Here is an 11,976-nt window from a genome sequence, read left to right as displayed (position 1 = left end):
CGGTCCTCAGGAGCACCGTGCCGGACCCGCAGCACGCGATCTCCGTCCCGCTGTTCGACGGCTGGGAGGCGTCGACCACCCCCCAGCACTCGACGGTCTACCTCGGCAACGGCCGCTACACCTGCGCGGACGGCAACCAGTGCATCCGCGGCCAGTTCTCGATCGAGAAGGACACCATCCAGGGCGCCACGGCCAAGGCGGCCGCCGACACCGCGATGCCGGTCTACGCCGGGCAGATCTTCAGCGGGGTCACCTCGCACACCGACTCCGGCTCCGGCTCCATCACCGTCGCCGGAGTGTCCGGCTACGCCACCCGCTGGCACATCCGCACCTCGGACGGCACCCAGGGCTACGTCGTGCTGGCCGCCGTCCCGGCCAGGGGCGGCGGCTACGTCGTCTTCGAGGGCGGCGTGGACGACGACCCGGCCGCGCCGGACGCCTCAGTGCTGGATCAGATCCTCTGGGGCATCAAGCAGGACGGCTCCGCGGGCAGCAGCACCTGAGCGGTTAATCCCCGTAGCGCTCCCAGAGCTTGGGGAAGCGTTTCGCCATCACGTCCGGGTCGTCGAAGTCCAGTGCCGTGCCGGACGGCCGCGCCGGCTGCGGCCCGCCCACCTCCGGCAGCGGCAGGCCCGTCAGCCGCTCGTAGGCCTCGTCGGCGGCGTAGCCGAGGTCCTCGGCCTCGCCGTCCTCCTCCTCGTCGAACTCGGGCAGCAGGTCCGCCAGGTCGTCCGGTTCGGCCAGCCCGCCCTCGAAGACGTCCCGGCCCTGGCCGATCAGCCAGCAGCGGAAGTAGTCGAAGGAGTCGTCGGAGGCGCCGCCAAGCAGCAGGTAGGCCGCGCCCCACAGGTCGTGGCGGTAGGCGCGTTGGAAGCGGGCCTCGAACAGCCGGGCGAAGTCGATCACGTCGTCCGGGGTCAACCGGACCAGGTGTTCGACCAGTTGGTCGGCCTGCTCGTCGGGATCGCCGTCGGCGGCCTCCCGGGTCTCGTCGATGATCTGCCAGAAGTCGGTCTCGTCCATCACCGCTCAAGCATCCCCGTTCAGCCGCCTCCGCGCATGCGATGGCCGTACGAAACGCCAAGGAGCGGGAACGGCGGAACCCCGCGCCGTCCGGGGACGACGCGGGGTTCCGCGGGGACCGTGGACGGTCAGAGGCCGAGCTCGACCTCGAACTCGCCGGCCTCCAGGATCTCCTTGACCGCGACCAGGTAGCGGGCGGCGTCGGCGCCGTCCACCAGGCGGTGGTCGTAGGAGAGCGACAGGTAGACCATGTCGCGGATGCCGATGGCGGTGCCGCCGTCGGCCTCGATGACCACCGGGCGCTTGACGGTGGCGCCGATGCCCAGGATGGCGACCTGGTTCGGCGGCACGATCACGGTGTCGAACAGCGCACCGCGCGAGCCGGTGTTGCTGATGGTGAAGGTGGCGCCGGACAGCTCGTCCGGGGTGATCTTGCTGTCGCGGACCTTGGCGGCCAGCTCGGCGGTCTTCTTCGAGATGCCGGCGATGTTGAGGTCGCCCGCACCCTTGATGACCGGGGTCATCAGACCCTTCTCGGAGTCCACCGCGATACCGATGTTCTCGGTGTCGAAGTAGGTGATGGTGCCCTCGGCCTCGTTGATCCGGGCGTTGATGACCGCGTGGGCCTTCAGCGCCTGGGCGGCGGCCTTCACGAAGAACGGCATCGGGGACAGCTTGACGCCCTCGCGGGCGAGGAAGCCGTCCTTGGCCTTGCCGCGCAGCGACATGATCTTGGTGACGTCCACCTCGACCACGCTGGTCAGCTGGGCCTGCTCGTGCAGGGCCTTCAGCATGTTGTCGCCGATGACCTTGCGCATGCGGGTCATCTTGACCGTCTGGCCGCGCAGGGCGGACGGCGCGGCGGCGGCCTTCGGCGCGGCGGCCGGAGCGGCAGCGGCGACCGGGGCCGGGGCGGCCTTGGCGGCCTCCGCGGCGGCGATGACGTCCTGCTTGCGGATGCGGCCGCCGACGCCGGTGCCGGCGACGGAGGACAGCGCGACGCCGTGCTCGGCGGCGAGCTTGCGCACCAGCGGGGTGACGTAGGCGTCACCGCTGTCGGCCACCGGAGCGGCCGGGGCCACCGGAGCCGGGGCGGCAACCGGAGCGGCCGGAGCGGCGACCGGGGCCGGAGCCGGGGCAGCCGGGGCGACCGGAGCCGGGGCGGCAACCGGAGCGGCCGGAGCGGCGACCGGAGCCGGAGCGGCAACCGGAGCAGCCGGAGCGGCGACCGGGGCGGCGGCCGGAGCGGCCTCCGCGACGGGGGCCGGGGCGGCGACCGGGGCGCCGGAGCCGTCGTCGATGACGGCCAGCTCGGCGCCGACCTCGACGGTCTCGTCCTCGGCGACCTTGATCGAGGCCAGGATGCCGGAGGCCGGGGCCGGGATCTCGGTGTCGACCTTGTCGGTCGACACCTCGAGCAGCGGCTCGTCGACCTCGACACGCTCACCCTCGGCCTTCAGCCAGCGGGTGACGGTGCCCTCGGAAACGCTCTCGCCCAGCGCGGGCAGTGTTACTGAGACCGCCATGGTTTCAGCGACTCCTATCAAGTCTTGCGTACGGGAAGTACAGGAAACGGGGGGTGGTGGGCGCGATCAGTCGTGCGCGTGCAGCGGCTTGCCGGCCAGCGCCAGGTGCGCCTCGCCCAGGGCCTCGGACTGGGTCGGGTGCGCGTGGATGAGCTGCGCGACCTCGGCCGGCAGGGCCTCCCAGTTGTAGATCAGCTGGGCTTCGCCGACCTGCTCGCCCATGCGGGCGCCGACCATGTGGACGCCGACCACGGCGCCGTCCTTGACCTGGACGAGCTTGATCTCGCCGGCGGTCTTCAGGATCTTGCTCTTGCCGTTGCCGGCCAGGTTGTACTTCAGGGTGACGACCTTCTCCTTGCCGTACAGCTCGACGGCCTTGGCCTCGGAGATGCCGACGGAGGCGACCTCGGGGTTGGAGTAGGTCACGCGCGGAACGCCGTCGTAGTCGATCGGCACCGGCTTGAGGCCGGCCAGGCGCTCGGCGACCAGGATGCCCTCGGCGAAGCCGACGTGGGCGAGCTGCAGGGTCGGGGCGAGGTCGCCGACGGCCGAGATGGTGGGCACGTTGGTGCGCATGTACTCGTCGACCAGGACGTAGCCGCGGTCCATCGCGACGCCGTTCTCCTCGTAGCCGAGGCCGGCCGAGACCGGGCCGCGGCCGATGGCGACGAGCAGCAGGTCGGCGTCGATCTGCTTGCCGTTCTCGGTGGAGACGCGGACACCGGTCTCGGTGTACTCGACGCCCGAGAAGCGGGCCTTCAGCTCGAACTTGATGCCGCGCTTGCGGAAGGCGCGCTCCAGCAGCTTGGAGGAGTTCTCGTCCTCCAGCGGGACGAGGTGCGGCAGCGCCTCGACGATGGTGACCTCGACGCCGAAGGACTTCCAGACCGAGGCGAACTCGACGCCGATGACGCCGCCACCGAGGATGACGGCCGACTTCGGGATGCGGTCGAGCTTGAGGGCGTGGTCCGAGGAGATCACGCGGTTGCCGTCGATCTCCAGGCCCGGGATCGAGCGCGGCACCGAACCGGTGGCCAGGACGATGTGCCGGCCTTCGATGCGCTGGCCGTTGACATCCACCGAGGTCTGCGAGGAGAGCTTGCCCTCGCCCTGGATGAAGGTGACCTTGCGGGACGCCACCAGGCCCTGAAGGCCCTTGTACAGGCCGGCGATGACGTCGTCCTTGTACTTGTGGACGCCGTTGATGTCGATGCCCTGGAAGGTGGCCAGAACGCCGAACTCGGCGGCCTCCTTCGTCTCGTCGGCGATCTCGGCGGCGTGCAGCAGCGCCTTGGTCGGGATGCAGCCGCGGTGCAGGCAGGTGCCGCCCAGCTCACCCTTCTCGACCAGGGCAACGCTCAGACCCAGCTGAGCGGCGCGGAGCGCCGCGGCGTAACCGCCGCTTCCGCCTCCGAGAATGACTACGTCGAAAACGGTGCTGGCGTCGTTCGCCACGTCACGTCCTCCATGCATGGGGTGGGTCGCCGGGCCGGTCGCGGTCCGGTGGGTCGGAAGCCTTTGTGAGGCGCCCAGTCGTGCCGGAAATACATCTTCGCACTTGTTCACGGTGCCTGATGTCCGGGTCCGCCCCAGGGGTGTCCCACGGAGTGGTCACCGGGGCGGGAACACCCCCGACGGAAGGGCATCATCGCAGCTCAGCAGGGTATTGACAGCCGCCGGACGGGCGTCTTCCGCGCCACTCGGGGCCGCCTCTTCCGCACTGCGGAACAAAGTTTCGCCCGTGGCGAACAGAGGTACGCCGGAGCGTCCCGGCGTACTCGCGGGTAACCCGGGTGGGAACGCCGACGGGGGCCCGGCGCACGCGCGCCGGGCCCCCGTCGGAGGGTGCGGTGGATCAGGCCTTGCCGTCGGCAGCCGTCCGCTCGGCGAACCGGACCAGGGTGCGCACCGCGCTCGCGGTGCCGCCCTTCGGCGTGTAGCCGTACGGCGCGCTCTCGTGGAAGGCCGGGCCGGCGATGTCCAGGTGCGCCCAGTCGATGCCCTCGGCCACGAACTCCTTCAGGAACAGACCGGCCACCAGGCCGCCGCCCATCCGGTCGCCCATGTTCGCCAGGTCGGCGATGGTCGACTCGGTCATGCCCTTGCGCAGCTCGGCCGGCAGCGGCATCGGCCAGGACTGCTCGCCGACCTCGCCCGCGAGGGCGTGCAGCTGGTCGCGCAGCTCGTCGTCGTTGGCCATCACGCCGAAGGTGCGGTTGCCCAGGGCCAGCACCATGGCGCCGGTCAGCGTCGCCACGTCGACGATGACGTCCGGGTTCTCCTCGCCGGCCCGCACGATCGCGTCGGCCAGCACCAGGCGGCCCTCGGCGTCGGTGTTCAGGACCTCGACGGTCTTGCCGCCGTACATGCGCAGCACGTCACCCGGGCGGGTGGCGGAGCCGGACGGCATGTTCTCGGCCAGCGCCAGCCAGGCGGTCACGTTGACGGCCAGGCCCAGGCGCTTGGCGGCGACCACGGCGGCGAACACGGCGGCGGCGCCGGCCATGTCGCACTTCATGGTCTCGTTGTGGCCGGCCGGCTTCAGCGAGATGCCGCCCGAGTCGTAGGTGATGCCCTTGCCGACGAACGCCAGCGTGGCCTTCGCCTTCGGGTGGGTGTAGGCCACCTTCACCAGCCGCGGCGGGTTGACCGAGCCGCCGCCGACGCCCAGCAGGCCGCCGAAGCCGCCCTTGGTCAGCGCCTTCTCGTCCAGCACCTCGACCTTGAGGCCGTGCTCCTTGCCGGCGGCCTGGGCGATCGCCGCGAAGCTCTTCGGGTTCAGGTCGTTCGGCGCGGTGTTGACCAGGTCGCGGGCGCGGTTCATCTCCTCGCCGATCGCGGTGGCCCGCTCCACGGCGGCCTTGGCGTCCTTGCTGCCCTTGCGGGGGGCAAGCACGACCAGCTCGCCGACCGGCTCCTTGCCGTTGCCGTTGCCCTTGTACGTGCCGAAGGCGTAGGAGCCGAGCAGGCCGCCGAGCGCGACCGCCTCGACCTCCTCCGCGGACTCGGCCGGCAGGGCCAGCGCGGCCTTCTTGACACCGGCCAGGGAGCGGGCGGCGACACCGGCGGCGCGGCGCAGGGTCTCCGGCTCGTAGCCCTCCTCGGCGGCGTCGCCGAGGCCGACCGCGAGCACGAGCGCGGCCTTCAGGCCGGCGGGGGAGGGCACCTTGACGGTCTCGCCCTCGGCGCCGGTCGCGCCCAGGGTGCTGAGGACCTCGGTCAGCTTGCCCTCGAACGCCTCGTTCACGGCCTCGGTACCGGGGGCCAGCACAATGCCCTTCGGGCCCTTCGCGACACCGACCACCAGGGCGTCCGCGCGCAGCGAGGCGGCGGAGGAGGTGCTCACAGACAATGCAGTCACGTAATGCGTCCTGTTCTTTCGCGGTCCACGACCGGTCACGGCGAGGCTGCCGCACCGGCGCAGCCCGCCGTCGCAGGCCGTCCGCCGGCGGGTCTGCGGGGTCCGGGCCCCCTGGCGCGCGCGTCCGCCGGTAGCGGCCGCGCACACCAGAGGCCCCGGCTCCTCGGTACGCGCCGGGCGGGCAGGACCTGCGACGGTGCAGGGCTGCGGTGCTTCACGCATGGTAGTCCGCATGGTGGGATCACGCGCCGCCCGGTGTCAGCCGAGCAACGCCAGGGCGAACAGCGTGCCGGTGGCGGCGGTCTCCGCCATCGCGCCGAGCACGTCCCCGGTGATTCCGCCGAACCGTCGGACACACCGCCCCAGCAGCACTCGGGCGCACCCGACGCCGATGGCAACAGCCAGCGGTAGACGGAGAGTTGTCCATCCGTCGAACATTCCGGGCGCGGCCACGGCCAGCGCCGACAGGGCCGTTGCGGCCCCGGCCCCGGCGGGTGTCACGGTGCTCGCCACCATCGCCCCGAGTCCGCCGGGCCGGGCGGCCGGCACCGACCTCAGACATCCCCAGGCGAGCGCGCACCGGGCGGCCACCGCCGCCGCGAGCACCGCGAGCGCGCCGCGCGGCACCGAGTGGCCGAACTGCCCGGCCAGTGCGGCGATCTGGGCCAGCAGCACGAGGACCAGGGTCAGTACGCCGAACGGACCGATGTCGGACTGCTTCATGATGCGCAGCGCGTCCTCGGCCGGCTTGCCGCTGCCCAGCCCGTCGGCGACGTCCGCCAGGCCGTCCAGGTGCAGTCCCCGGGTCAGCGCGGCGAGCACCCCGACCGCCGTCACCGCGCCGAGCAGCCCGCCGGCCCGCCAGGCCACCAGCGCCCCGGCCCCGGCCGCGGCCGCCCCCAGTACCAGCCCGACCACCGGGGCCGCCGCCATCGCCCGGGCCCCGGCGGGCCGGTCCCACCGCTCCACCCGCACCCGCAGCACCGACAGCGTCCCGAAGGCGAACCGCAGCCCCTCGCCCCAACTCGCCCGCTCACCGCCGGACATGAACACGTTCCTCTCAACGCAAGAACGCCCCTGGCCAGGGGCGTTCTTCGGGTGGTCGTCAGACGTACGGGTCGCCTACAGCCTCCGCAGCAGGTCCGCCGCGGACGGCAGCTTCGGCTGCTCCTTCGGCGCCGAGGGCACGAACGGCCTCGGAGCCTCGTCGGCGAGCGCGTCGCCCGCCGCCTGGAGCAGCGGCAGCGCCAGCACCGCGCCGACGCCCTCGCCCATGGTGATGCCCTGGTCCTGCAACGGCGTCAGGGTCAGCCGGTCGTACGCCTTCGCCTGGGCCGGCTCGCCGCTGGACTGCCCGGCCCGCCACCACTCCGGAGCCCGGAAGGCGATCCGCTGCGCGACCAGCGCGCAGGCCGCCGAGACCACGCCGTCCAGCACCACCGGCAGCCGCCGGACGGCGGCCTGCAGCAGGAAGCCGGTGATCGCGGCGAAGTCGGCCCCGCCGGTGGCGCCGAGCAGCGCCAGCTGGTCGCCGAGCACCGGACGGGCCCGCCGCAGGGAGTCCCGGATGGTGGCGCACTTGACCATCCACACCCGGTCGTCGATGCCCGAGCCGCGCCCGCAGACCGCGGCCGCGTCCGTCCCGCACAGCGCGCCGACCAGGACGGCGGCCACCGTGGTGGCGCCGACCCCGAGGTCTCCGAGCAGCACCAGGTCGGTGCCGGAGTCGGCCTCCTCGTCGGCGACGGCCATGCCGGCCCGGAAGGCCCGTACGGTCTCCTGCGGGCTGAGCGCGTCCTCGACGTCGATCCGGCCGGAGCCGCGCCGGATGCGGTGGGCGACCACCTCGTCCGGGAAGTTCGCGGGGTCGGTGTCCACCGCGACGTCGACCACCCGCACCTCGGCGCCGTAGCGCGCGGCCAGCCGGGCCACCGGGGCGGAGCCGTCGAGCACGGCCCGCACCCGGGCCGCGGTGCCGCCCTGGGCGGGCAGCCGGGAGACCCCGAGCGCGGCCACGCCGTGGTCGGCGGCGAACAGCAGCACCTTGGGGGCCGACACCGGCCGCACCGGGGAGCGCCCCTGTACGGACGACAGCCAGCTGCCCAGCTCCTCCAGCCTGCCGAGCCCGCCGCGCGGCCGGCCGGCCTCCTGCCAGCGCTCTTCGGCGGCCCGCCGGGCGCTGTCGTCGGGGCGCTCGACGAGCGAGGAGAACGTATCGAGATCCACGGTCGTGTCCATCGGTCGGAAGGCTACACGCCGCAGGTGTGCGGACTGGGCTTGACCGTCAGAACCTGCCCCGCCACCACCAGCAGCACCCGCTCCGAGGCGTCCGCCACGGCCATGTTGAGCCGGCCCAGGGTGTCGCGGAAGCGCCGCCCGGCGGGGGTGGCCGGGACGACGCCCATGCCGACCTCGTTGCTCACCGCGACGACGGTCCGCGGGGTGGCCGCCCAGGCCGCGGCCAGGGCCTCGCAGCGGCGCCGCACCGCCGCCTCGCCGCCGTTCGCCCAGGTCGTGTCGGACCAGGCGTCGCACTCGTCCATGACGGCGGTCAGCCACAGCGCCAGGCAGTCGATCAGCACCGGCGCCGGGTCGGCGGTGTCGGCCAGGACGGCCTCCAGGTCGCAGGTCTCGGCGGTGCGCCAGCTCTCCGGCCGCCGCTCCCGGTGCAGCGCGATCCGCTGGGCCCACTCGGCGTCGCCGTCCCGGGTGCCGCCGGTGGCCACGTACAGGACGTCGGGTCGGTCGGCGAGCAGCTGCTCGGCGCGGGTGGACTTGCCGGAGCGCGCACCGCCGAGCAGCAGCGTGCGGGGGAGCGGGGGGTGGGTCGCCATGCCGACCATCCTGCCCGACCAGGCATACGGAAGATCGGGCCGGGCAGGCTATGGTGCGCACCACATAGGCAGCAGCGGGAAGCGGGAGGAACCGGGCATGGTCTGGACGTGGCGGTACGAGAAGGCGGACGGCAGCGCGGTGACGCCCAGCGGGAGCCAGGAGGAGTTCGCCGGTCAGGGGGACGCCGAGACCTGGATCGGGGAGACCTGGAAGCAGCTCGCCGACGACGGCGTGGACACCGCGGTCCTGCTGGACGACGGCAAGGTGATCTACTCGATGAGCCTGCACGAGGCCTGAGTCCCGGCACCCGGATCGGGGCCGCTACTTCGCCCCGATCACGTGCAGCAGCGCCGCGACCTGCCGGTACGGGTCGGTGCGGCCGGCCCGGTCCTCCGCCTCCAGCAGCTGGGCCAGCTGCCGCCCGTCCACCGGCGGGGTCGCGTCGTCGGGCGCGTTGTCGGTGAAGACCCGTACGCCGTACCAGTGCCGCAGCGGCACCGACACCTCGGAGAGGGTGACGGACAGGTCGGCGAGCCGGTCGGCGCGGGCGGCCAGGCCGAGCCGGTTGTAGTACCGGTCGCTCTCGAAGGCGTGCAGGGCGGCCCGCCAGTCCCCGGCGGCGGCGGGCCGCAGCGCGAGCGCGTCGCGGTTGCGGACCAGCAGGGAGAGCAGCCCGCCGGGCGCCAGCAGCCGGGCCAGCGAGGCGATCATCGGGTCCGGGTCGGGCAGGTACATCAGGACGCCGTGGCAGAGCACCACGTCGAAGCTGCGCGGGCCGAACCAGCGCCCGCACTGGTGGCCGTCACCGCTGAGCAGTTGCAGTCGGCCGCGCACCTCGGGCGGCTCCTCGGCCAGTGCCCCCTGGGCGACGCCGAGCGAGACCGGGTCGGAGTCGATCCCGGTGACGTAGTGGCCGGCCCGGGCCAGCCGCAGCGCCTGGGTGCCCTGGCCGCAGCCGATGTCGAGGACGCGCTGCGCGGTGCGGCCGGCCAGCTGCTCGGCGAGCTGCCGGGAGACCAGCTCCTGCCGGACGAAGTTGCGCAGTCCGCCGAGCCGGTCCAGCCAGGCACCGGTGCCGCCGGCGAAGGAGCCGCTGCGCGAGGGCAGCCGGCCTATCCGGTCGTGGCCGCCGTCCCCCTGCCCAGGGAGCGCGTAGAGGCCGGGCCCCTCCCAGGACGGTGGGGCCCAGCCGGAGTCCACCGGTTCGGCGGTCAGGGCTTCTCCCCACGCCGCACCTGCGGCTTGGGCAGGCGCAGCCGGCGCATCTGGAGGGTGCGCATGATGCCGTACGCGACCGCGCCCCGGGTGTTCTGGCCGGCGAACCGCTCGGCCAGCTGCTTGCGCAGGCCGAAGCCGAGGCGGGCGAAGTCCAGGATCACGAACACGAAGAAGAGCAGGAACAGCAGCGTGGACAGCAGCTGCAGGGTGGGCACCTTGACGATGCTCATCACCAGGATGACCACGGCGGCCGGCAGGAAGAACTCGGCCAGCGACCAGCGGGCGTCCACGTAGTCGCGGGCGAACTTGCGCACCGGGCCCTTGTCACGGGCCGGCAGGTGGCGCTCGTCGCCGTCGATCAGCGCCTGGCGCTGCTTCTCGCGCTCGACCCGCATCCGGTCGCGCGCCTGGCGGGAGGCCTCCTTGCGGTCCTTGGGAACCGTCACCCGGGTGCGTCGGTTGGCCTCGGCCTCACTGCGCTTGGGGGTCGGGCGGCCCTTCTTGGCCTCCGGGTGGCGGGTCGTCTCGTCCTGCTTCTCCAGCACGGTGGCGGAGGCGGCGGCATCATCTGAACGGCGTCGGAACACACCACCAGCGTACGGGGTACAACGCGGCGACCACGGGTCCCCTCGGACGCAAACGCATATCGATCCGTGCGGCGCCACCCGGAACCGGGGTTCCCCGGCCCTTCCCGTAGGGGATCAATCGGATGGACCATGGGGAGGATGAGAGGCGGATCCACCCGGGGGAGGAGGAAACGCCCCTGCTCGCTGTAGCAGTCTTGTAGCAGGCAGGTGCACTGCGGCGAAGGGCTCGCTGCACATACACTCGTCGTGTCTGGTAACGAGATAGAGACCGCAGGCCGGAGAAGGGGGCACCCGAGGCCCATGAGCGACGGAATCATGAAGCGTATGGGGCTGATCTTCCGCTCCAAGGCGAACAAGGCCTTGGACCGGGCGGAGGATCCGCGTGAGACGCTCGACTACTCCTACCAGAAGCAGCTCGAACTGCTGCAGAAGGTACGGCGTGGCGTCGCGGACGTCGCGACCTCGCGCAAGCGCCTGGAACTCCAGCTGACCCAGCTCCAGCAGCAGTCCGCGAAGTACGAGGACCAGGGCCGCAAGGCGCTGTCCCTCGGCCGCGAGGACCTCGCGCGCGAGGCGCTGACCCGCAAGGCCAACATGCAGTCCCAGATCAACGACCTGGAGACGCAGTACCAGGCCCTGCAGGCCGAGGAGGAGAAGCTCACGCTCGCCTCCCAGCGGCTCCAGGCCAAGGTGGACGCCTTCCGCACCAAGAAGGAGACCATCAAGGCCACCTACACCGCGGCCCAGGCGCAGACCCGCATCGCGGAGTCCTTCTCCGGCATCTCGGAGGAGATGGGCGACGTCGGCCTGGCCATCCAGCGGGCCGAGGACAAGACCGCGCAGATGCAGGCCCGGGCGGGCGCGATCGACGAGCTGCTGGCCTCCGGCGCGCTCGACGACGCCAGCGGCCTCGGCCGCAAGGACGACATCGAGGCCGAGCTGGAGCGGGTGGCCGGCGGCTCCGACGTCGAGCTGGAGCTCGCCCGGATGAAGGCCGAGCTGTCCGGCGGTCCTTCCGCCGGCCCGGCGGCGATCGAGCAGGGCCAGCCGCAGCAGCAGCCCCAGCAGCAGCCGCAGGACACCCCGCGCATCAACTACAACAAGTGATCTGAGCTCGACCCCACGAACCAGGGAGACGCACGGCATGATCATGAGGGTCATGGGTGAGGGGCAGTTCGAGGTGGGCGAGGACCACCTGAACCTGCTGAACCAGCTCGACGACGAGCTGCTCACCGCAGTGGAGTCGGGCGACGAGGAGAACTTCCGCCGGGCCTACGGCAAGCTGCTGGACGCGGTGAAGCAGTACGGCACCCGGCTGCCCGACGACGCGTTGGAGCCGTCCGACCTGATCCTGCCGAACTCCGAGGCGACGATCAGCGAGGTCCGTGCCCTGCTGCTGTCCGAGGGCGAGGGCGTGATCCCGGGG

At 72.5% G+C, this 11,976-nt stretch carries 11 protein-coding genes and 2 pseudogenes; 4 read left to right on the top strand and 9 right to left on the bottom strand.

Annotated features, from left to right (window positions below):
• Positions 1-503 (top strand): annotated as a pseudogene (locus J0670_RS15430) (hypothetical protein); the annotation flags it as partial.
• 4 nt (positions 504-507) lie between these two features.
• On the opposite strand, the gene J0670_RS15425 reads toward J0670_RS15430, so the two are convergent.
• The 7 genes and pseudogenes from J0670_RS15425 to cobU form a co-directional block, all read right to left on the bottom strand.
• Entirely contained in the window at positions 508-1,023 is a 516-nt protein-coding gene (locus J0670_RS15425; protein ID WP_207812134.1) for a DUF4240 domain-containing protein, read from the bottom strand.
• A 128-nt stretch (positions 1,024-1,151) separates the two neighbouring features.
• The gene (gene sucB / locus J0670_RS15420; RefSeq protein WP_207812133.1) at positions 1,152-2,549 is read right to left on the bottom strand and encodes a 2-oxoglutarate dehydrogenase, E2 component, dihydrolipoamide succinyltransferase; all 1,398 of its coding nucleotides are present in this window, start codon (positions 2,547-2,549) and stop codon (positions 1,152-1,154) included.
• Between the two features lie 66 nt (positions 2,550-2,615).
• Entirely contained in the window at positions 2,616-4,022 is a 1,407-nt protein-coding gene (gene lpdA / locus J0670_RS15415) for a dihydrolipoyl dehydrogenase (protein ID WP_097238208.1), read from the bottom strand.
• Positions 4,023-4,404: 382 nt separating this feature from the next.
• Positions 4,405-5,910: a leucyl aminopeptidase gene (locus J0670_RS15410; RefSeq protein WP_207812132.1), complete on the bottom strand. Its 1,506-nt coding sequence runs from the start codon at positions 5,908-5,910 to the stop codon at positions 4,405-4,407.
• A 258-nt stretch (positions 5,911-6,168) separates the two neighbouring features.
• Positions 6,169-6,957 (bottom strand): adenosylcobinamide-GDP ribazoletransferase, encoded by a 789-nt coding sequence (locus J0670_RS15405; protein ID WP_207812131.1) that lies wholly within the window; start codon positions 6,955-6,957, stop codon positions 6,169-6,171.
• 75 nt (positions 6,958-7,032) lie between these two features.
• A complete protein-coding gene (locus J0670_RS15400; RefSeq protein WP_207812130.1) occupies positions 7,033-8,148 on the bottom strand; it encodes a nicotinate-nucleotide--dimethylbenzimidazole phosphoribosyltransferase in 1,116 nt (371 codons plus the stop codon).
• An 11-nt stretch (positions 8,149-8,159) separates the two neighbouring features.
• Positions 8,160-8,732, bottom strand: a pseudogene (cobU, locus tag J0670_RS15395) (bifunctional adenosylcobinamide kinase/adenosylcobinamide-phosphate guanylyltransferase); the annotation flags it as partial.
• A gap of 109 nt (positions 8,733-8,841) precedes the next feature.
• On the opposite strand from cobU, the gene J0670_RS15390 reads away from it, so the two are divergent.
• Positions 8,842-9,042: a hypothetical protein gene (locus J0670_RS15390; protein ID WP_207812128.1), complete on the top strand. Its 201-nt coding sequence runs from the start codon at positions 8,842-8,844 to the stop codon at positions 9,040-9,042.
• Positions 9,043-9,066: 24 nt separating this feature from the next.
• On the opposite strand, the gene J0670_RS15385 is transcribed toward J0670_RS15390, so the two are convergent.
• Positions 9,067-9,807: a class I SAM-dependent methyltransferase gene (locus J0670_RS15385; RefSeq protein ID WP_243437052.1), complete on the bottom strand. Its 741-nt coding sequence runs from the start codon at positions 9,805-9,807 to the stop codon at positions 9,067-9,069.
• Between the two features lie 149 nt (positions 9,808-9,956).
• The gene (locus J0670_RS15380) at positions 9,957-10,550 is read right to left on the bottom strand and encodes a DUF3043 domain-containing protein (protein ID WP_207812127.1); all 594 of its coding nucleotides are present in this window, start codon (positions 10,548-10,550) and stop codon (positions 9,957-9,959) included.
• A 300-nt stretch (positions 10,551-10,850) separates the two neighbouring features.
• Between J0670_RS15380 and J0670_RS15375 the strand changes: the two genes are divergently transcribed.
• On the top strand, positions 10,851-11,657 hold the full coding sequence (locus J0670_RS15375) for a PspA/IM30 family protein (RefSeq protein ID WP_207812126.1): 807 nt from the start codon (positions 10,851-10,853) through the stop codon (positions 11,655-11,657).
• A 37-nt stretch (positions 11,658-11,694) separates the two neighbouring features.
• On the top strand, positions 11,695-11,976 hold a 282-nt coding region (locus J0670_RS15370), incomplete at its 3' end, for a hypothetical protein (protein WP_207812125.1).

Origin of the sequence: Streptomyces sp. FH025 (assembly GCF_017427025.1) — a bacterium.
GTDB lineage: Bacteria > Actinomycetota > Actinomycetes > Streptomycetales > Streptomycetaceae > Kitasatospora.
Note: the sequence above shows the minus strand (reverse complement) of the source record. Positions and strands in the feature narration are given on the sequence as shown.

Excerpts from the sequence above, each read along its gene's own strand:
- J0670_RS15425 (WP_207812134.1), bottom strand. The coding sequence starts at position 1,023 with ATGGACGAGACCGACTTCTGGCAGATCATCGACGAGACCCGGGAGGCC.
- lpdA (WP_097238208.1), bottom strand. The coding sequence starts at position 4,022 with ATGCATGGAGGACGTGACGTGGCGAACGACGCCAGCACCGTTTTCGAC.
- J0670_RS15405 (WP_207812131.1), bottom strand. The coding sequence starts at position 6,957 with ATGTCCGGCGGTGAGCGGGCGAGTTGGGGCGAGGGGCTGCGGTTCGCC.
- J0670_RS15390 (WP_207812128.1), top strand. The coding sequence starts at position 8,842 with ATGGTCTGGACGTGGCGGTACGAGAAGGCGGACGGCAGCGCGGTGACG.
- sucB (WP_207812133.1), bottom strand. The coding sequence starts at position 2,549 with ATGGCGGTCTCAGTAACACTGCCCGCGCTGGGCGAGAGCGTTTCCGAG.
- J0670_RS15375 (WP_207812126.1), top strand. The coding sequence starts at position 10,851 with ATGAGCGACGGAATCATGAAGCGTATGGGGCTGATCTTCCGCTCCAAG.
- J0670_RS15400 (WP_207812130.1), bottom strand. The coding sequence starts at position 8,148 with ATGGACACGACCGTGGATCTCGATACGTTCTCCTCGCTCGTCGAGCGC.